Origin of the sequence: Proteiniphilum acetatigenes DSM 18083 (assembly GCF_000380985.1) — a bacterium.
GTDB lineage: Bacteria > Bacteroidota > Bacteroidia > Bacteroidales > Dysgonomonadaceae > Proteiniphilum > Proteiniphilum acetatigenes.
The window spans coordinates 14,763-36,341 of sequence record NZ_KB905704.1 but is presented as its reverse complement, the minus strand read 5'-3'; the positions used below and the strand labels follow the sequence as shown (position 1 = coordinate 36,341).

18 protein-coding genes are annotated in these 21,579 nt (G+C 42.6%); 8 read left to right on the top strand and 10 right to left on the bottom strand.

Annotation, left to right across the window (positions count from 1 at the left end; genetic code table 11):
- The first annotated feature begins 160 nt into the window (after nt 1–160).
- Both F597_RS0115930 and F597_RS0115925 read left to right on the top strand, forming a co-directional pair.
- Nucleotides 161–916, top strand: coding sequence for a copper homeostasis protein CutC (locus tag F597_RS0115930; protein ID WP_019540757.1), 756 nt, complete (start codon nt 161–163; stop codon nt 914–916).
- Between the two features lie 202 nt (nt 917–1,118).
- Nucleotides 1,119–1,766 carry a hypothetical protein gene (locus F597_RS0115925; protein WP_019540756.1) on the top strand — a complete coding sequence of 216 codons (648 nt, stop codon included), beginning with the start codon at nt 1,119–1,121 and terminating at the stop codon, nt 1,764–1,766.
- 60 nt (nt 1,767–1,826) lie between these two features.
- Here the strand turns inward: F597_RS0115925 and F597_RS22730 are convergent, their stop codons facing one another.
- The 4 genes from F597_RS22730 to F597_RS0115910 form a co-directional block, all read right to left on the bottom strand.
- Nucleotides 1,827–2,756 (bottom strand): TonB-dependent receptor domain-containing protein, encoded by a 930-nt coding sequence (locus F597_RS22730; protein ID WP_221406111.1) that lies wholly within the window; start codon nt 2,754–2,756, stop codon nt 1,827–1,829.
- Nucleotides 2,666–3,901, bottom strand: coding sequence for a carboxypeptidase-like regulatory domain-containing protein (locus tag F597_RS22725; RefSeq protein ID WP_221406110.1), 1,236 nt, complete (start codon nt 3,899–3,901; stop codon nt 2,666–2,668). Before F597_RS22725 ends, F597_RS22730 begins: the two co-directional genes overlap by 91 nt.
- Before the next feature lie 217 nt (nt 3,902–4,118).
- Entirely contained in the window at nt 4,119–4,961 is an 843-nt protein-coding gene (gene nfo, locus F597_RS0115915) for a deoxyribonuclease IV (protein WP_019540755.1), read from the bottom strand.
- Nucleotides 4,962–5,022: 61 nt separating this feature from the next.
- Nucleotides 5,023–5,643, bottom strand: coding sequence for an RNA polymerase sigma factor (locus F597_RS0115910; RefSeq protein WP_019540754.1), 621 nt, complete (start codon nt 5,641–5,643; stop codon nt 5,023–5,025).
- A 270-nt stretch (nt 5,644–5,913) separates the two neighbouring features.
- On the opposite strand from F597_RS0115910, the gene F597_RS0115905 reads away from it, so the two are divergent.
- The 6 genes from F597_RS0115905 (at nt 5,914) to F597_RS0115880 (ending at nt 15,357) form a co-directional block, all read left to right on the top strand.
- Nucleotides 5,914–6,942, top strand: coding sequence for a FecR family protein (locus F597_RS0115905; protein WP_019540753.1), 1,029 nt, complete (start codon nt 5,914–5,916; stop codon nt 6,940–6,942).
- A 9-nt stretch (nt 6,943–6,951) separates the two neighbouring features.
- Nucleotides 6,952–10,332 carry a SusC/RagA family TonB-linked outer membrane protein gene (locus F597_RS0115900; RefSeq protein WP_019540752.1) on the top strand — a complete coding sequence of 1,127 codons (3,381 nt, stop codon included), beginning with the start codon at nt 6,952–6,954 and terminating at the stop codon, nt 10,330–10,332.
- Between the two features lie 30 nt (nt 10,333–10,362).
- Nucleotides 10,363–12,138, top strand: a complete 1,776-nt coding sequence (locus F597_RS0115895; protein WP_019540751.1) for a RagB/SusD family nutrient uptake outer membrane protein — start codon at nt 10,363–10,365, stop codon at nt 12,136–12,138.
- Between the two features lie 23 nt (nt 12,139–12,161).
- On the top strand, nt 12,162–12,935 hold the full coding sequence (locus tag F597_RS0115890; protein WP_081624401.1) for an endonuclease/exonuclease/phosphatase family protein: 774 nt from the start codon (nt 12,162–12,164) through the stop codon (nt 12,933–12,935).
- Nucleotides 12,936–12,944: 9 nt separating this feature from the next.
- Complete coding sequence (locus tag F597_RS0115885) at nt 12,945–13,712, top strand: hypothetical protein (protein ID WP_019540749.1); 768 nt, start codon at nt 12,945–12,947, stop codon at nt 13,710–13,712.
- A 94-nt stretch (nt 13,713–13,806) separates the two neighbouring features.
- Nucleotides 13,807–15,357 carry a hypothetical protein gene (locus tag F597_RS0115880; RefSeq protein WP_019540748.1) on the top strand — a complete coding sequence of 517 codons (1,551 nt, stop codon included), beginning with the start codon at nt 13,807–13,809 and terminating at the stop codon, nt 15,355–15,357.
- Between the two features lie 101 nt (nt 15,358–15,458).
- Here F597_RS0115880 and phoR read toward each other — a convergent pair whose 3' ends face one another.
- The 6 genes from phoR to pstC form a co-directional block, all read right to left on the bottom strand.
- On the bottom strand, nt 15,459–17,216 hold the full coding sequence (phoR, locus tag F597_RS0115875; protein ID WP_026327531.1) for an ATP-binding protein: 1,758 nt from the start codon (nt 17,214–17,216) through the stop codon (nt 15,459–15,461).
- Between the two features lie 96 nt (nt 17,217–17,312).
- Nucleotides 17,313–18,017 (bottom strand): two-component system response regulator PhoB, encoded by a 705-nt coding sequence (gene phoB, locus F597_RS0115870; protein WP_019540745.1) that lies wholly within the window; start codon nt 18,015–18,017, stop codon nt 17,313–17,315.
- Entirely contained in the window at nt 18,014–18,769 is a 756-nt protein-coding gene (locus F597_RS0115865; protein ID WP_019540744.1) for a phosphate signaling complex PhoU family protein, read from the bottom strand. Before F597_RS0115865 ends, phoB begins: the two co-directional genes overlap by 4 nt.
- Nucleotides 18,770–18,915: 146 nt before the next feature.
- Nucleotides 18,916–19,701, bottom strand: coding sequence for a phosphate ABC transporter ATP-binding protein PstB (gene pstB, locus F597_RS0115860; RefSeq protein ID WP_019540743.1), 786 nt, complete (start codon nt 19,699–19,701; stop codon nt 18,916–18,918).
- The gene (gene pstA / locus F597_RS0115855) at nt 19,689–20,564 is read right to left on the bottom strand and encodes a phosphate ABC transporter permease PstA (RefSeq protein WP_019540742.1); all 876 of its coding nucleotides are present in this window, start codon (nt 20,562–20,564) and stop codon (nt 19,689–19,691) included. Before pstA ends, pstB begins: the two co-directional genes overlap by 13 nt.
- Nucleotides 20,561–21,418, bottom strand: a complete 858-nt coding sequence (gene pstC, locus F597_RS0115850; protein WP_019540741.1) for a phosphate ABC transporter permease subunit PstC — start codon at nt 21,416–21,418, stop codon at nt 20,561–20,563. Before pstC ends, pstA begins: the two co-directional genes overlap by 4 nt.
- Nucleotides 21,419–21,579 lie beyond the last annotated feature (161 nt).

Here is a 21,579-nt window from a genome sequence, read left to right as displayed (position 1 = left end):
TATTTCACATTGGATTTTACAGATTTTGCTATTCTGTCGGATCGTGAGAAACATCCCAATAGCTGAGTTCCCGTTAATTTTGTATCTTTGAAATATTTTAAATATATCAATAGATTGCTTACAAAACAATCCAATAACACAGGATAAAAGTCTTTGAAATATGAATTATAAATTGGAAATCTGTGCCAACTCTGTCGCCAGTTGTTTAGAAGCACAAAGGGGAGGTGCTTATCGTGTAGAACTTTGTGCAGCCATACCCGAAGGTGGAACGACCCCTTCATATGGCGATATTGCCATGGCAAGAGAGTTATTAGATATCAAACTGAACGTGATCATCCGTCCTCGAAGCGGCGACTTTCTTTATTCGTCATTGGAACATAAAATCATGTTGAAAGATATCGAGATAGCCCGCCAATTAGGGGTTGACGGTGTAGTGATCGGCTGTCTGACGGCAGAGGGGGAAGTAGATATGGAACGTAATCGGGAGTTGATCGAAGCTGCCGATGGTATGAGTGTCACCTTTCACCGTGCATTCGATATGTGCCGCGATCCATTCAACAGTCTGGAGAAAATTATCTCCTTAGGATGTCACAGGATACTCACTTCGGGACAACGGCAACAGGCAGAGCAAGGTATCCCGCTCCTGAAAGAGTTGGTACAACATGCAGGAGATCGTATCATCATTATGCCCGGCAGTGGTATCAATATGGATAATATAGCCGCTATTGCAAGGGAGACCGGCGCTAAAGAATTTCATCTTTCGGCAAGAAAACCGGTGGAGAGTGGCATGATCTACCGCAATCCCAATATTAAAATGGGAGGTACCATGGTGATGATCGAGGAATACGCACAACAGGTTACCAATTCCGAATTGGTCCGTAAAACAGTGGCTGCATTAGAAAAGCTAAAACAATAATGCCGGTCTGCTTATAATAAATCCGGAAAGGGTTAAAGTAACCGTTTTCTGTAAAATATAGAGGTGTATCAGATAAAAAATATATACATATAGTTTATACTGTTATATGTTATTATTATTTTTGTACCATAAGATATTTTTCAGGTCGAATATTATTTTTTATAGATCATGGATAACATCGAAAATAATTAGTCTTAATCATATGAAGAATATACATTTTGTTTTTATAATCTTCGTTACAGTGATAATATCTTCCTGTACTGAAGAGGATCTGAATCTCGCGTATGAGCCTGGAATATACAAGCCTTATAAACAGGATATTTCAGATATCTATGCTATTACAGATAACAAGGAAATTGACGGAAGTTCAATAAAAGTAACCGGCCCTGCCGGTAAGATGGGCAATATTTATATTGTAGATATGGAACCCAGGGTAGATGTGCTGAGAGAACCCACAATACGATTTAACACCATTCTTCTGGGAAAAGGAAATACGGCCAGAGTTATTTGTCCTACCTGTCTGGATACCTCCATGCAAATAAGTATAAAAAACGACAGCCTCTTTTTAATACCGAGAAATCTGGGAGAGGTAGTGAAATTTGCCCCCTATACTGAAATGGGACTTGCTGTTGTAAGCGGAAAAGAAGCAGATCTTCATGCCACTTTACAAGGTAAACTGACCGAAGGAGGATTTATCATATCCACCTATAATATTTTTATTAAATCTTCAAGTATTACAAGAGGTACAACTGACGCCAATTACCTCGATCTCGATTATCTTAAAAGCGAACTTAGGGAAAACGACACTTTGGTATATGTGAAAAAAGAGACTTATTTCAGAAAACCATAGGGAATATTATCATTTCAATTTATATTCATTATTCTTATTGTTATCCTTTTGTAATTATTTCTATAACCGGTTAATTTCGGTATTGCCGGCACCGGTCCCTTTGTACTTGCTTCTGGCTGAATTGAAGTTATAGCGTACAGTTAGTTCAATTTCTCGGCTATCGTAGCGGTTCACTTGGTACAGTTCCATCCGGTCGTTATACAAAAGATTGCCATCCTTTTGACCTCTGAACAGATCATGTCCTTTCAGTTCCACGCGAAGGCGGTTGTCGTAAAACGATTTGGTAACTCCAAGATTTACTCGCAACCGGTGCTCGGTTAGATACACATTTTGCACATCCCCCTTTCCCTGATAGTTGGCATCGAGCGTCAGAATAAATTCGTTGGGAAAACGGAACGAATTATTGAGTGAAGCGATAGGCAACGGTTTATTCAACTTAACCGGCTTATCGCTACTTGTGATAGTAACCCACTGCTTGATAAATCCTCCGCTCAACTGGGGCGACCAGACACCGAACGTGGGTGAAAGGGTAAGAAAAGCGGTAAAGTTCGGCAGTTTTTCCAGATTACGATAGGCAAGGACGGATATTGCCGGATTTTCTTCCATCTGCTCTGTCCAATAAATAACCGCGTCCTTTTCATTTTTATAGCTTGCCATAAACTGCACGAATTTCCACGTGCTAACCAACGTTACATCGTGGATAACCGACGGCTTTAGATACGGATTACCCGTTTGTAACAGAAAACGGTTGCCGTAAAAGACATTACTACTCAGTTGGCGGTAGCTCGGACGTTTGGTTTTGGCAGTGTAACTTGCCTGCATATTCACTTCTTTCAGTTTTGTGGAAAAAGAGAAGTTGGGAAACCATTGGTCGTACCGCCGGCTCTGCTCTTCCATTTTTACATCGTTACTGAAATAATCGGAACGGACGTTTTCATAACGCAGCCCGACGCCCAACTGTCCAATAGGAATGGAGCGGGAATATTCCACGAAAAAGCTGTTGTTCCGTTCTTTAATAGTTGTGTTTGATGCAGCAACAATATTTTCCTCGTTTCGGTAATCATCTTCGCGGTGTGTGCCGGTTTATTATGATCATTCTTTTTTTCTATACTGTTCCATTCATCGTAGTAAACACCATCGGCGAGCACCGTACTATTGAGTGTTGAAGTGTGTCCTGAGGAGGGATATCCCGAAAGTGTATATTTTATTCCTGCATAATGTTTGGGCGAAATTTCGTAATTCACTCCTGCAATCCCACGCAAAACCTCGTTAACACCGGTTATATAGAGCGTGTTTTCCTGTGTCCAGAGTGTATCCACAAATGTATTTTGACGTATTTTGCTGTCCTGTATCCATGCATTGCGGTTGTAGTAAAACGTTCCGAATACGTCCCAGCCGTTTTTTCGGTAATTCAGATTAAACTGTTCAGTCAAATCGCTGTTTTGTGATTGCCAGTAGCTCGAACGCACATCGAAACTGAAACCGTCGCCCGCTTTCTTTACTGTTGCAATGCGAATTATCGCTTTTACCGACGCATCGTATTGAGCACCCGGATTGGTAATGATCTCCACTTCTTTTATATCTTCCGAATTGAGGTTGTCCAACTCCGATTCGTCACGCATTTCACGGTTGTTGATATAGATTTTTGCATCTCCCTTCCCGAAGACAGAAAATACACCTTTATCTCCGGTCAGCAAGGGCAGCCTTTTAAGTACATCGTTACCGGTTCCGGCTTTGCTTAGTACCGAATTTTGTACAGTAGTCACCAATGCATCATTTCTCAACCTGATCTTCGGAAGATCACCTTTGACTACCACTTCACCTAACAGCACCGCATCGTCTTCCATCACGATGGTTTGCTGCGGCTTTGCTTCCACAGTTTTAGTTTTATACCCGATAAAAGAGAACTGGAGGAACAAATCCTTACCGCTATTTCCGTTCAGGTTGAGAGTAAACTCCCCGTTTTGGTCGGAAACTGTTCCTGTAATCAATGCCGAGTCGGGTAAAGTGAACAAGGCTACATTCACAAACTCGAGAGGATTATTCTCTTCATCCGTAACTATTCCGGAAAAACTCTGCGCTTGCAGGAATAATACAGAAAAAACAACACACAAAATGGATAGTACTCGTTTCATAAGATTGATGGTATATTTTATAATCTTTACCTCTTTCCCTGGTAATCGCCATCAAAGGTAAGAATAAATTCTTTTGGAAAACGAAATAAAGAGGGCACCAATCTGGAGATCAGATTAATCAGGAGATGAGGACGACGGTGAGAACCTCCGTGATACCCGAATGGCATGCCGGCAACGGAGGGATTTATTTTGTGGATGAGAGAAGGTTAGACTAAAATTATTTCTGCAGCGAATAGAGCAGTTTTATCTCTTCTGCCCAAAGCGATTCATCGGGGGTTTCAAGGATTAACGGCAGGTCGTCGAGCCTGGGGTCGTTCACGATAAATGAGAACAGATCCATAGTCATCAAGCCCTTCCCGAGGCTGTCATGCCGGTCTACGCGCGAAGCCAGTTCTTTCTTCGAATCGTTGATATGCATCCCTTTTAAATAATGGCAACCCACTATCTGTTCGAACAGGTTGAATGTCATATCATAACCGTCCCTGGTTCTGATCTCGTAACCTGAAGCGAGGGTATGTGCAGTATCGAGGCAAACCCCTACTCTACTTTTGTCTTCTACCTTATCAATAATATGGGCAATCTGCTCAAATGTATATCCGAGGTTGGTTCCCTGCCCGGCGGTATTCTCGATGACCGCTGTTACTCCATGAGTCTTTTCAAGCGCTATGTTGATCGACTCGGCAATCCTGTCGAGGCAGGCATCGATCGGTATCTTGTTCAGGTGGCTTCCCGGATGAAAGTTAAGCCGGTTGATTCCCAACTGTTCACACCGCTTCATCTCATCATTAAAAGCAGCTCTCGATTTGTTAAGTCCCTCCTCTTCGGGATGTCCCAGATTAATCAGGTAACTGCTGTGAGGCAGAATGTGATTGGGGGAGTAACCCAGTTCTTCACAACGCGATTTGAAAAGGTCGATATTCTGTTGAGTATAGGGTGAGGCAAACCACTGCCGTTGATTCTTGGTAAAGAAGGCAAACGCTTTTGCCCCGATGGCATACGCGTTAAGAGGGGCGTTTTCCACACCGCCCGATGCGCTGATATGAGCTCCGATAAATTTCATGATTATTTTATTTTAATGAACAAAGATACGACGATAAAGGTTCAAAGCAAGAGAGCAACCGTCAGAAAAAGAGGGTACGCAATGAAAATATCTTTTTGCCGTTTAAGGCCGAATTAAAATCTTCGATCAGTTCAGGATGATTGTTTTTCAGATGCGATCTCACAATCGACAGCGATTCCGAATATTTATTGTATACTGTTTTTTTGCTCACGGACAACATTTTTGCAGTTTCTTCCACCGACCAGTCATTAATCCGCAACCAGAATGTTTTCCGCACTACATAGGGCTGTTTATCCAATGCTTCACGAATTACCAGTAATAACTCTCTTTCATCCAGTCCGGCAGTAATATCCTGATAGTTAAACTCCATAGTTTCTTCCAATTGATCTATGGAGATCATATTTTTCAATGTTTCCCGATACACATCCAGCACTCTGAAACGAAGGTTTCTCAACATATAGGATTGTACTGACCCCTGCTCATTACACTTCAGGAAAGAGGGATCTTCCCACACCTTCATCCAGAATTCCTGAATAAGATCGTCTGTTCGCTCCTGATCGTTCAATGCCTGGTAAACAAATTTATAGATTAGTTTGATATAACGGTCATAGAGCAAAGCAAAAGCTTTCCGATCCTTTTCCGAAATTAACCCAAGCAAAAAATAATCCGTCTTTTTAATCATAGGGTCTCCTTAACTGCATCTGATTTCACTACAAAGAAACATTATTTCATCCATAAAAAGGAAGATAAACCGCATTAAGTTTTTACTACGAAAAAATTACAAAAATGTTACTATTTTTTCATTCATCGAAAAATGGTCAGTCCATAATCGTCACAATAATAAACATTATGAGATAAATCAAAAAACACATTAAGTTTTATTAACCAAAAAGTCAGGGAAAAACAAACTCTCAATTCCGTAATATATATAAGAAAGAACCGAAAAATGAATATGGATAAAGATAAGTTGCCTGAAAAAAATAATGAAGAAAAATTTTTATTAAAATATTTTCTTCGGCGCATTCATAACAATGAAACTACTCAAAAGGAGAAAAATGTTATAGAGTTATTAAAGCAGTCTTATGAACCGGCTAGAGGAATAAGAAGATTAACCGACAAGGGGTTAAAGAAGGCCATCACAAGGAACCGGAAACAAATCATGAAAAAGATCGGGACCTCCCAATATTCCAAAGGAAAGCCTATACGGCATATTCCTTTAGTTATAGGAGGCAGTGCCGCCGCAATTGCCATGCTTCTTATCTTATTGACATTCCCGTTCACCAAAGATCCATCCCATACAGATACAACAGTGATACCGTCGGAGTTTTCCGTGGTTGAGAAACAATTTACAACCGGTAACGAAATGAAAAAGATCGTACTGGCCGACGGCTCTACCATTTTCCTCAATCAGGCAACGACTATCAGTCTGCGACAAGGGAAATTTAATGCTCATACCCGTGAAATATGGCTGGATGAAGGAGAAGCATTCTTCGATGTGAAAAAAGAGGCAAGCCGGCCTTTTATCGTTCACACTCCCAATGGAATCAGTACACAGGTATTAGGTACTTCTTTCAATATAAGAGCATATGCCCAATTGGAAGAACAGGTAATCTCGGTCAATACGGGCCGGGTACAGGTATATGATGAAAAAGAGAATAAAATTATCCTGGATCCGGATTATAAAGTCTCTGTCAAAAACGGGAATAACGAGTTTGTAGCCGGTAAAACAGATGCCGGAAACATATCTGCATGGCGGTCGGGAACAATTATGCTGGAACAGGCAACCATCAGGGAAGTTGCTTTCAGGCTGAAACAGGCATTTAATATTACCCTGATCTACGATCATGCTGTAAATGACAACGAAAGGATAGTAACATCATTTACTTTAAACACACCACAAGAAGAAGTACTTACCACAATATGTAAATTATATAATGTGCATTATAAAAGAAATAACAACAGAGTTGAATTGATTAAATAGGACAAAATTATGGGAATTAAAATGGATGAAATGCGTAGGATCACCCTCTCAGTCGTGATATTGTGTTGGGTGAGTATTGGAAATTTGTCTGCCACTGTACAGAATGTCAGTAGTTTTCCTGCCGAGTCGATGATACACAGATTGGAGCGACTCAATGAAATTGGAAAAACTACAGGGCAATCCGTATCATACAATGCTACAGAGATTCAGAATGAAGAAGCTCCTGCATTTGATGCTGAAACCAATAATATGGAAGAGTGGCTGTATAAATCACTGAGCCAATCGGAATTTACATATGAGAAGAGGAATAATAACCATTACCTCGTTGTTCGAAATAAGCAGGCAGAACCCGAACCGGAACAAACACAGCCGGTGTCTGTTCTCTCCGGACGTGTAACAGATATACATAATGAGCCACTTATCGGTGTAAATATTGTAGAAAAAGGGACTTCCAACGGAACTGTGACCGATATAGACGGCCGGTATTCTTTATCCGTTCCTACCGATGCCGTGATCATATTTTCTTATATTGGATATACTGCCCAGGAAATACCTCGTAACGGCCGGAGCACGATAGACATCGTATTGAATGAAGATTCCGAATTACTCGATGAGGTGGTTGTGGTTGGGTATGGTACACAACGAAAAGTTAATTTGACAGGATCTGTAGGTGTAATCTCATCTGAAGACCTGATAAAGAGACCGATAGCCAATGTATCTACCGGTTTACAGGGACTTGTGCCTGGGATGACTGTTACAGCCAATGCAAACGGAGGATTACCGGGGCAATCCAATGCTACGATACAGATCCGGGGGGTCGGCTCAAGAGGCAACAATAATCCCCTTGTATTGATCGATGGTGCGGAAGGAGATATGAACATCATCAATCCGAACGATATCGAAAGCATCTCAGTATTAAAGGATGCTGCTTCTGCAGCTATCTATGGGAACAGGGCCGCCAACGGAGTTATCCTGATTACAACAAAAAACATATCGGGGAACGAACGTGCACCACGTATCAACATTGACACATATTATGCCGTGCAAACACCCACCAAGCTCCCAAAAATGGCTGACAGCCCTACATTCATGGCATGGGAAAATGAGGCTCAGGCAAATGTGGGAGGCATTCAGAATTATACACCGGAAGATATTCAGAAAGCCATTGACGGAACAGATCCCAATTATTATGCTAACACCAACTGGATTGACGCAACATTTTTATCATCAGCTCCGCAATACAACCTGAATGCCAGTATCGACGGGAAAGCACGAAATATGGGCTATCTGCTTTCTTACGGTTACCTGAATCAGGAGGGTTTGACCGTGGGCAAATCTACACATACAAACCGGCACAATATCAGGTTAAAACTCAATACAAGAGTAGCCAACCGTTTCGATATTACAGCTAATATGGGCTATATTGACCGCCAATTCTCTGCACCAAATGCGTCTTTCGACCTTACCGGAGGTGTATTGTATAACGCTATGCGGACACGACCCACCGTACCTGTGCACTTTACTGATGGCCGATGGGGTTACGGGGGCGGACAAAGCAATCAGGTAGCCTATCTTACCGACGGAGGTGGGCAACAATTCTCTTCACAGGAATTTACAGGTAATTTCACAGTAAAAGTAGATATTCTCAGAGGATGGACCGCTTCGGCCAATTATATCACACGCCAGTCAAACAGTTTCAGAAACCTGTTAAGTAAGACCATTCATTTCTACTATCCGGAAACGAATGACATCTGGTACACAACGAACACCCCTAACTCTATAGAAAACAGAGACTATCGTACCTTAAGCCAAACTCTATTCGCACAAACCGATTATGAATTAACTATCGGCGATCACTCTCTCAACGCGATGCTTGGATTTCAACAGGAATGGCAGAGAGCCGACCAGTTCAATGCTCTCAGAAGAAACCTGATCACGGAAAAAGACCCAATCCTTGACTTTGGTTCACCTGATTCTCAAGCTAACAGCGCAACAGCCAACCATTGGGCAATGCGTTCCGGATTTGGACGTATCAATTACAATTTCAAGGAACGTTATTTATTGGAAGCCAACCTGCGGTATGATCTTACCTCCCGCTTCATCAAAAGGAACAGGGCGGAATGGTTTCCCTCATTCTCAGGGGCGTGGCGTATTTCCGAAGAAGAGTTTATGAGTTCTACAAAGGATCATATAGATCAATTGAAAGTCCGTGCCTCATGGGGTATATTAGGTAATCAGTTCTCAACCGGATCGGACAACTATCCATATATGTCCCGTATCGCCAGTGTTACTGTTCCCACCATAGGTACTGTGGCCAACGACGGGTATGCCGAAACCTATATCGGTAACCCCAATCTGTTATGGGAAATGCTGCATACAACCAATATCGGGATTGATGCCAACTTCTTGAACAACCGTTTAACTTTTACCGGAGATTACTATATACGTAAAACCCGGCGAATGATATACCAGAGAGAGTTGCCCGCCGTAGGTGGATTTCCCTCGGTCATGGATGAAAACGGAGGAGAAATGCAAAACAAAGGCTGGGAACTTGAGATTGGCTGGCAAGACCGTATAGGAACAGATTTCACCTATGGAGCCACATTTATGCTGGCAGATGTGAAAAATAAAATTACCGAATGGGAAGGCTCCATTATCGGATCTGATAATATTACTATGGTCGGTTATCCCAATCAGGCCCTTTACGGATTGGTTGCCGACGGAATTGCCGTGCCAACTGATTTTGAAAAATACAATCCTGTTTCAGGGAGATATGAAAATCCCAAATTCCCCATCATGTCGGGAGACGCCGGATTGGTACAACCAGGTGATATAAAGTACAAGGACCTGGATGGTGACGGTGTCATTGATCTTGATAATGACCGGAAAGTGGTAGGTAGTTCCATTCCCCGCTATACTTACTCTTTTAAGGGGAACATGGGGTACAAGGGATTCGATTTCAGTTTCCTGTTTCAGGGAGTAGGAAAAGTAGACGGATATATTTACGGACCTGCCCGCCATGCATTCACTGACCAGTCGACCTATCCACAATGGTTCCATGCCGATCGGTATCAGGCATCCAATCCCAATCCCAATGCAGCTTATCCGCGCTTCACATACAATCAGAGCTACAACCAGCGCTTTTCTACTTTCTGGATGGAAAATGCGGCCTATCTCCGGTTAAAGAATATACAATTAGGATATACGCTTCCGGTCAAACTAACTCAGAAAATCAATGTCGATCGGTGCCGGATATATACATCTGCCGATAATTTACTGACGCTTACGAATTATTTTTCTTCGGCCGATCCCGAAAGACCGATTCAGGGTGGAGGAAACTATCCGCAAATCAAGACATTTGTTTTCGGCGTAAATATTACTCTTCATTAAACACAATAATGTAAAAATAAAAATAATCGTATGAAAAAAAATATATTATTGATACTGGCTTTATTCCCGTTTCTTTTCTCCTGCAACGACAGTTTTCTGGAAAGAGCGCCTTTGGATGAACTCTCTGACGAAAACTTCTGGGAATCGGAACTACAGGTAAAGAACGCTGCAAATGCCTGTTATTGGGCTTTGGTAGGAAAGGACTTGCCCATCAATATGTCGGAAGGGCTGAGTGACAATGCTCCCTGGTATACGATGAGTGGGTGGCGGCAAATAGGCAGTGGATTGTACGGATCCGATTTCAGTACGTTGAATACCCGTTTCCGGGATTCTTACAGACAGTTAAGAAGATGTAACCACTTCCTCAATAATTACACGAGAGCTACAACGGTAGATCCCGAAATATTAGAGAGATATGCCGGAGAAGTCCGTTTTCTAAGGGCGCTCCTTTATTTCTATCTTACCAGTTTCTGGGGTGATGTTCCTTTTGTGACAGAACCCGTAAATGCAGGAGATGATGCCATGATGGCTCCTAGGACATCGAGGGAAACAATCGTCGACTTTATGTTGGATGAGTTAAGTGAAGCAGCTGAAAGTTTACCTCCACATATTGCCCCTGCAACTACCGACTTCGGACGTATCTCTGGTGCTGCTGCAAAGGCATTTGAGTCGCGTGTGGCATTACAAAACAAACGCTGGGAAAGAGCAAGGGATGCCGCCAAAGAGTTGATGCCCGGCGGGCGATTCGCCTATCATCAGCTTTATTCCACAGGCCGTCCGAACCAGGATTATTTTGATCTGTTCACGTTTATAGGAAGGGCTTCCAGAAATGCAAACAACAAAGAAGCCATCTTGTCGTATGTATATAATTTTGAACTCTCCAATCCGACCCGACATAATTTAAGCAGGGAATTACAGGTACCCGATCAGATCATTCGTTTCAATCCGACAAAATCCCTCGTTGACAGCTACTTATGTATTGACGGATTACCGATCTACAAATCGCCATTATATAAAGGAAACGGTACCTATACACCAGCATACAGCGCTTACGACAGTGTATTTGTAAACCGTGATCCCAGACTCAAACAATCCATCGTATATCCCGGCTACGACAAATGGCACGGAAGAGTGGACGGCAGAGGTACGACCAATCCTGACGAAGACGCTTCCAGAACGAACATTTTCAGATCTCCCAAATTCAATAACGACGGTAGAGGTGCCGTAACTTACACAGGATATTACTGCCTGAAATATTGTGAGCCTTCGAAAGTTCCGATTTACAATCAGGATGATAATGATATTATTCTCATTCGTTACGGAGAAGTACTTCTGAATTATGCAGAGGCTATGTATAATCTGGGGAGCCTTAATCAAAGCGTAATAGACGAAACCATCAATCTCCTCAGAGACAGAGTGGGTATGAAAAGAATGGTACTGAGCGAACTGGACGCCAATGGCCTGGATCTGAAAACGGAATTACAACGCGAACGCCGTGTGGAACTTTTTATGGAAGGACATCGCTGGTTCGATCTGGTAAGATGGGAACAAGGATATGAATTGGGAGTGGACAAATCTGAAACTCCCGAACGGCAGGAAATGGGAATCTTAAAAGGTATCCGCAGGGATTATGCCTATGATCAGTCAGTATTCACATCCAGCACGAAATTCGACGAGAATGGATTTCTTATTTTCGATGATTCCCGTGTTTTTGAAAATCCTAAAAATTATCTATTCTCCCTTCCCTACAGGCAAATGGAACTGAATCCGAATCTGCGGCCAAATAACCCTGGATGGGAGGACTAATCAAACTAAAATTGTACTCGATAATGAATGAATTAAAATATATAGTGTGTTCCTTATTGTTATTACTAGCATGTGGGACATTGACATCACAAACCACTATCCGGGTATTGAACATCAATACCCGGATGTCCGGACAAATGGCCGGATACAATGCTGCCCCCTTTGCAGATTATATAGAACAGTATAACCCTGATTTCGTGATGTTACAGGAAATAGATTACAAAACAGCACGAAACGGATTCCGGGATTTTACAACGGAACTGGCAGCGGAAACTGGATATTTTTCAGCTTTTGGACGCGCAATCGCATATTCCCAGGGAGAATATGGAGTAGCCATACTCTCCAAATATCCTATTGAAAAAATATCCAATACACAACTGACCGGCAACGCCAGCGAAATGAAGGAAATGCGCACTGTCTTATTTATTGATGTAATCCTACCCGATACAGGGGAGAAAGTACGTATGGCAGTAACCCACCTGGATCACTCGACCGATGGTGTAAGACAATCTATGGTACAGCAATTGAATGTCGCTATAGGAACCTCTCTTCCTACTTTACTGGCAGGTGATTTCAACGCATTTCCCAGTGAGACGGCAATAAGTACCGGGATGGCATCATGGAAAAGGGTATGTAATAATTTTGCTACATTTCCGGCTTCCAATCCAGCCAGCAAGATAGATTACATCTTCGCCAAACCAACGGATAAATGGAATGTCAAATCATACCAGGTATTATCTAATAGCGCAGCAATAACAGACCATTGTGCCATGTTAGCAGAGGTTGAACTTCAATAAGTAGATGTTATGAAGAAACAAATCAATTTATACCTGATTGCTTCGTTCTTCTGTTTTCTAATAACCGGTTGCTCAGGAAACGATAATGTAGAGCCGGAACCCGGGACAGAATGGGATAAAACGCGAACGGCAAGAGTGACGTTTGTTTCCGATTTAACGGGTAATAATCCCTATACTACGAACAATTACAATGCAGTGAGTTCGGCAATAAAAGGAAACGACAGCCATGTTATTATACTGGACAGGGCTAATGTCACTTATGAAACCCCAAGGATTAACCCGGGAGCCAATATTGCCGTTTCAGCCGAACGATTTCCTATTTTCGTTCCTGTTTCAACAACAGAAACGGAATACAGAGGGAGCGTTGTATTATATGAGAAACCTGTTCCGGAAATGGAACAAACAGTTGTTGCAGATGTATGCAGAATGATACCGATTGCTGTTGAAATTAAGCAAGGTCTTACAGTTCGCACGGCGCTCCTCTCTTTTGACTCCGAAAATCAGATATCAGTTTCTGCGAACCTGTTCAGATCGGCCCAAACATCTTCGACTCTGGTAACCGGTACGATCAGGAGAAACCTGGTACCTACTCTGGAATCCATAATTTCCACACTGACCGACGGCTCATATACATTGGAAATAATAGAGAATTCCGACAGGAATAGTGAATATGCTATTTATCTGTTCGGCTCTATGAAATGGAAGTTCCGGGATTTCACCGAAGGGTCGGTCAGCGGAAATATAAAAAACTTCCTGTTACAGGTAGAGTTCCTATAGGATAAAAACAGGATTATCAATAGGATAATACAGATCAGATCGTGGTTATCCAGGCATTAAAATAGAATATAAACAATTAAAAAACAAACATAATATGAAAAGGTGTAAACAGATAATTTATACGCTATTGGCATTGAGTCTGGCTATATTTGCCACCTGTAGCGATGGGGAGGTCGCTGTGGATTATACCGACGATAATGCTTATCCGCCACCGGTAGTAAATATTACCTCTCCCACATCATTGGAAGAAGCCTTATTCCAACAAACCCAGATGGTAACTGGGAGTATTGAATCCAGCAATGGATTACGCGACATCTATATTACATTGCTCAAAGGCAATGCTGATGTCGGATATGAAGAAATAAGCAGAAATAACAGGGTCTTTCAAATACTCGATAGTTTCCCGAATGAATTAGATTTCTCTCTGAATATATCTCTCTCCGATGCGTCGACAACAGCGATAGGCATATTTGCTACCGATATTTATACAAAAACAACCATTACTCCTATCGTGGTAGAAAAACTCAAAGGAATACCGCCAAGGGTTACACTCAACCCATCGGAAATCGACCAGCTTGAACTTAATGAGTCGGTAACTATTGAAGGAGCCACCTCATCTGCCGAAGATCTGGCATCCATTACCTATGCACTGGTTAGAAAAACTCCTTATCTGGAATTGTCTACGCCTGGGATAATTGAAGTTGGTTCCTCTGAAACAGAGAAGAGTTTCAGTTTCGATATCACGGTGGACGATGAAAGGGCAGATGCTATCAGTGTGGTTGTGACCGATAAAGAGGGATTTAGAACAACAGCATATACAGACATCAAATCAATCACCGGTATACCGGAAGGCAGGGCGCTTATATTTGAGGATTTTGAAATGGCTCCTGAATGGGAAATTATGTCTAACGCCGGAGTAATCCCTACACAGCCTTACCTGTTCTCAATAGAAGGAATTCAGGTAGGTAATGAGATAAAAAATGTAGTGACACTGAAAGAAGCAGTAGATGCTCCTTCCGGAAGTATTGACTTTGCTTTTGTCAATATCTGGAGAAATTCCGATCGGGTACCGGTTGGCAGCAGAGGCTTCGCATACGTTAGCGCTGCTCGTTTAAGTGGAGGTCCGGTAGGACGACAGGTTGATACGGACTGGCTCGGCGGCATGACAAAAAATGCTATCGGATTTAGAATCCTTTCCCAGGAAGAAGCTGCTACCCTGGATCTGGATAATTTCTTTGAAACAACCACCGGAAACTGGGAAACATTCGAAGCTTTATCTGCTTTGGATAGTTATGTTACTCCTACTATGGTCAACAATGATGCCAATAGAATATTGAGACAGCGGACTAATGCCGGAGCCAGCGGAAATTGTAGTCTGGAAATTACCTCCGGTACATACATTGCTTTCAGACGGGTAGTTAACGGATCAGAGGATAAACTGGGTATCATGAAAGTTATTGAGGCCGCAGACGATACGGATGCAACCAGCGATGACGGTTGTAAGATAGCCGATCCAATCACCGGAGGTACTACTCCTGGAGCCTCTGCTCATTATACAGGTCCTAACCTGCCGGGATTTGTATACGAAGGAGTAACGAAACTCTACGGTAGAACTACTAAATTGAAAATAATTGTACAGCAATAATGCAGTGTTAAAGATAGCATATTATTCCCGAACAGCTATTAATTCAAAACAGCAGGAATAATATTGAAATAAACCCCAAGAGTTCTTCTAACTTTTGGGGTTTATTGTAGGAATTTCGGAAAAGTCATAAGGAAGTGCAGTCCTCCTTCGGGACGATTTTTTGCTACAATGCTTCCCTTATGGAACAGGACGGCATTCCTTACGACGGAGAGTCCCAGTCCCGAGCCACCTGTCTTACGGGTTCTCCCTTCGTTCACCCGGTAAAAGCGTTCAAAGATACGTACAAGATGTTTTTCATCAACACCGATACCGGTATCGTAAAATTCAAAGAAGTAAGTATTCTCATTTTCGTTATAGCAACGCACTACGATATCGATATTTTCCCCACCATAGGAGATGGCATTTTCGATCAGATTCCGGAAGATTGAATAGAGGAGCGTACGACTACCGTAGATCACCACATTATCGTTTACATTCACCAGGAAATTATCCTTATTCTCATTCAGCTTGTCAGCCAGATCATTGGACAACTCGTTCAACAACTCATTCATCCGCACCTGTTCCAGTTCGAACCGGTCGGGTGCCTCTTCGATCTTGGTCAGCATACTGATATCCTGTATCAATTCCGAAAGGCGGATAGTCTGTGTATAAGCCCTGTCCAGAAATCCACGAATACGTTCACTGTTTTCTTCATCATAATCATAGAGATTGAGAATAGTCTCCAGATAACCGCGGATACTGGTGACCGGAGTACGTAACTCATGCGCGATATTATTGGTCATTTCCTGCTTGAGCAGACGTGTTTTTTCCGATTTGGTAATATCACTGATATAAAATTCAAAACTCTCATCCTCGAAAATGATGATCCGCACATTGAATTGTCTGCCGCTTTTCTCAATCCGTTTCGAGAACATGTTACCCTCTCGCGGATGTACATTGATAAAATCGACAAACTCTCCAAAAACAGGATCATCGAAAAGCAGTTCGGGCTCCAGAGTAGGATTGTCGAGAATAATATTCAGGAACTGCAGGAAATGGGAGTTAGCATAGATCTCTCTCCGATCTTTTGAAAAAATGGCGATCCCCTCTTCAGAAAGTTGAAAATGCTGCAGCAGTTTCTCACGCTCAGCCGCCAATTTACGTCGATTTTCCTGCAACAGGTTGTAGTTTTCCACAATATCGGCACTCACCTCTCCCACCTCATCATCGGCAAAAACGAAACTGGCCGGTATCTTAACATCATTTCTAACGTTCAACGAAAATTCTCTTAACTCTTTCAACGATCTGGAAAATCGGTTGGAGAAATAGAGCATCATCAGTATACACACCACGAAAAAGAGAAGGATATATATGATAAACGAACTCCCGGAATTGATAAATGATTGCAGTTGCACATTATACGGAACCGCTAACCGGATAAAATAACCTTCATTGTATTTTTTGGAATAATAGAGATATTTGATATTATCACTATCCGATATACGGATATTCGACCCATTTCCAAAACCAATCGATTTCTGTACTTCGGGACGTTTCAGATGGTTCTCCATCTTACGGACATCCAAAAAGTTGTCGTAGAGTACTCGTCCCTCCCAGTTTATAATGGTAAAACGCACATCAGAGGGCATATAGCGTAACAGTTCCCCCACCCGTTCCGGCTCCTTTTGCAAATCAATGCTATTCTCGTTGAGATACCGGTACACAATATCGGCATTATTCTCAAGTGTACGCTCCAGACTGAGTGTACGTTCATTTTTGAACTGTTGCTGTTCAAACAGGATAATCCCCACAGTGAAAAGCCCTATGATCACTGAGAAGTTAAGTAAGATACGAGTTTTAAAAGATACTTTTCGTCTCATACGACTAAAATTTAGAGCCAGGACAAATTGTCAATTACCAATTGTCCAAATTGATATTGGCACATTAGCACATCAGTTAATTATCAAATCATTGAATTAGTCTTCGTCTTTAGCGTCGATATTCAGATAATAACCGAATCCGGAGCGATTTACAATAATACCTGCATAATCTCCCAGCTTCTTTCTCAGGCGAGTGATATGCACATCGACAGTACGGTCGAGCACAAACTCGTTCTCACCCCATACGCTGTTCAGTATTTCCGTGCGGGTAAGCAAATTAGGCGATGTCCGTGCCAGCAGAGAAAGGATTTCAAACTCTTTTTTAGTGAGTGATACCTCATTTCCGTCGATGGTCACACGGTTGCCCTGCAGATCAATATTTAATCCTTTATAGCTCCAGTCGGTCGGTATAGGCTCGGCCGGCGTCATTTTAGTGAGTGCACTACGTTTGAGCAATGCTTTTACACGGACAAGAACTTCTTTCACCGAGAATGGTTTAGCTATATAATCATCTCCCCCTAATGAAAAGCCGGTCAGCATATCGTTCTCAGTATTCTTGGCCGTAAGGAAAATAATCGGCACGAAATTTCCCGACTTTCGTAATTTTTCGGCCACTTTAAACCCGGAAATTCCACCCATCATCACATCGAGGATAATAACCTCATGTATATCGGTGATCATCTCCAATGCGTCCTCTCCTGAATGGGCTACATCTACGATATATCCCTCGTTCTCCAGATTGAATTGCAGGATATCGCAGATATCCTTTTCGTCGTCAACAACTAAAATTCTACCTTTCATCTTGCTTCATCTCCTGATTTTTCACCGGCTACCGGTTTTTTGGATTCTTTCACATGGCGGATATCTCTTCCCTCGATCACATATACAGCCGATTCAGCTATATCCACCGCCTTATCACCAATACGTTCCAGATAGTAAGAGATACTGTTGAGGTTCATAATATTTACCAGTGACTGCGAACTCTGTACTTCGTTCTGGAAATCTTCCGCCAGTTGACGTTCGATTTTCCGTTCCAGTTTATCTACCTTATCGTCCATCTGTATGGTATCGTACGCCATTTCATTGCTCACACCGGTAAAGGCAAAAAGTGCATTTTTCAGCATCTTGTCTGTCTGCACAAACATCTTATCGATAGGTTTTTTATATTTCTCGAATCCAGCCAACGAAAAATCTATTCCTTCCAATGCGAAAGCAATATTCTCGATCAGATCGCCCACCCGCTCCATCGAAATAGTCATATCGTGATAGGCCATCAGTCGGCGCAAATCAGAAGCCCGGGGTGTAAAAAGCATGATGGCGTTAATCACTTTTTCCTTGATAGTGACATCCAGCGAATTAATCAATTTCTCATTCCGTTTCAACTGGGGAATGATCTCTTTGTTACGATTATCCCGAACCAGATCAGAAGCCAGTTTTATCTGTGTCAGTACAATTTCCGAAATCAACTGGAAATCACCATGCAACTGATCTATATAGTTGTCTTTGATTCCCCTCACGTATGGGGCATTACCTTTTTCGTTCCCGCTGTTCATTGTTCCCTCATTATTTAAGATAATCTATGCTCCTGTTCCTAACAGGCAAAAATACTCATTTTTCTTTATCTCACAACGTAAACGTTTACTCCGTTAGTTGTTTTCAATATTCGGGGTTGACCCCGTATTATCTAACTAAAGTGCTCTTACCCAAAAACACCGGTCAGATACTCTTCTGTACGTTTGTTCTGTGGTTTGGTAAACATCTGTGTGGTATTTCCATGTTCCACGAGCTCACCCAAATACATGAACATGGAATTATCCGATATACGTGCTGCCTGCGACATATTATGGGTCACTATGATGATGGTGAAATCCTTTTTCAGTTGCAACAGCAACTCCTCAATCTTATTGGTAGATATCGGATCGAGCGCCGAGGTGGGTTCATCCATCAGTAATACCTCAGGGTTCAAAGCAAGCGCACGGGCTATGCAAAGCCGTTGTTGCTGGCCTCCCGAGAGGAAAGATCCCCTTTTTGTCATTACGTCCTTCACTTCATCCCACAGTCCCACACTCTGCAGACTTTGCTCTACAATTTCGTCTCTCTCCCGCTTTTTCAGTCGGATGCCATTAAGTTTGTATCCGGCCAGCACATTATCATAGATACTCATCGTAGGAAAAGGATTGGGCTGTTGGAACACCATACCCGCCATACGGCGTACCTCCATAGGATCCATTGCCAGTACATTTTTTCCTTTCAGTATGATCTCACCCGTGGTTTTGATATGGGGATAAAGATCATGCATACGGTTAATGGCACGCAGAAGCGTACTCTTTCCGCAGCCCGACGGCCCCATGATGGCGGTGATGGTATTGGGATAGATATTGGTCGACACTTTATTCACGGCAAAACTGCCGGGTGAATAGGAGACCGACACCTCTTTCAATTGAAGAACAGGAGTCTTTCCGTTTGCTATTTTTACACTTTCCATTTACGTGCTACAGTTTTGGCTATCCAGTTTAACAGGAATATTACGATCAATAAAAGGAGCGACGATGACCAGATCAAATCTACTAAGTTCGGGTCGTTGTAGAAATCCCAGATCAGCAGTGGAATTGCACTGGTGGGTTCCATCACTTTCCAGTTCACTACAGACGCTCCGAGTGCGGTAAGCATCAGTGGAGCGGTCTCTCCCATCACACGTGATACGGCAAGGAGTATACCGGTAAAGATTCCTCCAAATCCGGAAGGGATTAATATCCTGAATACCACGCTGGTGTATGACGATCCTAATGCAAGTCCCGCCTCTTTATAGGCTACAGGTAACATTTTCAGCGTCTCTTCGGTAGAACGTACAATCATCGGCAGCATCATAATAGTAAGCGCCACACTACCGGCCAGGGCCGAATAACCACCCAGCGGCTTCACTATCCATGCATAAGCAATTATTCCGATGACGATGGAGGGCATTCCCTGCAGCAGGTCGGTCAGATAACTCACCACCCCTGCAAACCGTTTTCCCCTGTTGTCGGCAAGATAAATCCCGATAAACAATCCCAGGAATACCGAAAAGAGGATGGCCATTCCCACGATCAGCACCGTACCTGTGATCCCGTTCAATATCCCACCGGGAATAGGCTCGCCGTTCACCCGTGCCAGCATGGCATCCATCGACGAAGGGGTCACCTCGGTGAAGAGACGCAAATTGAAATTCTTATATCCTTTCGAGATCACATCCCACAAGATAAAGAACAGAGGGAACATGGCTACCAGTGAAAAAAGGCAAACCAGTACAAAGGTCGTTTTATCCTTTCCTTTCCGCCATCCCGTATGTGTTATTTTATGATGGTTCATGTCCTCGCTAACTTTTTCATTACCATTTTGGCTATCAAATTGATGAGTGCCGTAATAATAAACAGCAACAGGCCGATGGCGATCAATGCGCTTAGTTTAAGCCCGTCGGCTTCACCAAACTGGTTGGCAATCACACTCGCCATGGTATTTCCCGTATCGCGCAATCCCTGCGGTATCCTGTTAGTATTCCCAATCAGCATGGTTACCGCCATCGTCTCACCAAGGGCGCGTCCCAACGCCAGGATAAAGGAGGCTACAATTCCCGATGCTGCGGTAGGAAGACTGATATGCTGCACGACCTCTAACCGTGTGGCTCCAAGGCTATATGCCCCCTCTTTGAGCTTATTGGGAACCATTGACAGAAATTCAGCACTTAGTGACGAAGCATAAGGAATGATCATGATCGCCAATACGACTGATGAGAGAAATATACCGAATCCCTGTGCATTGACTCCTATCTCTATGATAATGGGACGAACGGTATAGAATCCCCATAAACCATACACAATAGAGGGAATACCGGCCAGCAGATCCACAATGGAACTCACAAAAGAGGATAGTTTGGTACCCTTAAAATATTCACCGTTGAACAGAGCTACTGCCAGTGCAAAGGGAATACAAAGCAAAAGGGAAAAAAACGCAGTATAGAGCGTTCCCATGATAAAAGAGAGCGCACCATATTCTTCCGTCGCCGAACGGGGATCCCATTCAGCATTGGCTACAAATCCCCAGATACCATATTCACCGAAAGCTTCTACAGAACGGCTCACCAATGCATAAATAATTCCTGCCGCAAGCAACAGGATTACTAACGCCGCTAAGAAAAGTACTATCCGGAATAATTTATCTTTCATTCATTTAATAATTACTAATTAATAATTACTAATTACAAATTGATTAACAGCCTCTTATTTTTTATTATTTCTGATTTCGACTAAATATTGGCAATTTCTCCCTGAATCATCAAATCGTTAAATCATCAAATTATCAATTATCAATTATCAATTATCAATTG

Bases quoted from the DNA above. Each gene is read 5' to 3' on its own strand.
- F597_RS0115930 (WP_019540757.1), top strand. From the start codon at position 161: ATGAATTATAAATTGGAAATCTGTGCCAACTCTGTCGCCAGTTGTTTA.
- F597_RS0115925 (WP_019540756.1), top strand. From the start codon at position 1,119: ATGAAGAATATACATTTTGTTTTTATAATCTTCGTTACAGTGATAATA.
- F597_RS22725 (WP_221406110.1), bottom strand. From the start codon at position 3,901: ATGAAACGAGTACTATCCATTTTGTGTGTTGTTTTTTCTGTATTATTC.
- nfo (WP_019540755.1), bottom strand. From the start codon at position 4,961: ATGAAATTTATCGGAGCTCATATCAGCGCATCGGGCGGTGTGGAAAAC.
- F597_RS0115910 (WP_019540754.1), bottom strand. From the start codon at position 5,643: ATGATTAAAAAGACGGATTATTTTTTGCTTGGGTTAATTTCGGAAAAG.
- F597_RS0115905 (WP_019540753.1), top strand. From the start codon at position 5,914: ATGGATAAAGATAAGTTGCCTGAAAAAAATAATGAAGAAAAATTTTTA.
- F597_RS0115900 (WP_019540752.1), top strand. From the start codon at position 6,952: ATGGGAATTAAAATGGATGAAATGCGTAGGATCACCCTCTCAGTCGTG.
- F597_RS0115895 (WP_019540751.1), top strand. From the start codon at position 10,363: ATGAAAAAAAATATATTATTGATACTGGCTTTATTCCCGTTTCTTTTC.
- F597_RS0115890 (WP_081624401.1), top strand. From the start codon at position 12,162: ATGAATGAATTAAAATATATAGTGTGTTCCTTATTGTTATTACTAGCA.
- F597_RS0115885 (WP_019540749.1), top strand. From the start codon at position 12,945: ATGAAGAAACAAATCAATTTATACCTGATTGCTTCGTTCTTCTGTTTT.
- F597_RS0115880 (WP_019540748.1), top strand. From the start codon at position 13,807: ATGAAAAGGTGTAAACAGATAATTTATACGCTATTGGCATTGAGTCTG.
- phoR (WP_026327531.1), bottom strand. From the start codon at position 17,216: ATGAGACGAAAAGTATCTTTTAAAACTCGTATCTTACTTAACTTCTCA.
- phoB (WP_019540745.1), bottom strand. From the start codon at position 18,017: ATGAAAGGTAGAATTTTAGTTGTTGACGACGAAAAGGATATCTGCGAT.
- F597_RS0115865 (WP_019540744.1), bottom strand. From the start codon at position 18,769: ATGAACAGCGGGAACGAAAAAGGTAATGCCCCATACGTGAGGGGAATC.
- pstB (WP_019540743.1), bottom strand. From the start codon at position 19,701: ATGGAAAGTGTAAAAATAGCAAACGGAAAGACTCCTGTTCTTCAATTG.
- pstA (WP_019540742.1), bottom strand. From the start codon at position 20,564: ATGAACCATCATAAAATAACACATACGGGATGGCGGAAAGGAAAGGAT.
- pstC (WP_019540741.1), bottom strand. From the start codon at position 21,418: ATGAAAGATAAATTATTCCGGATAGTACTTTTCTTAGCGGCGTTAGTA.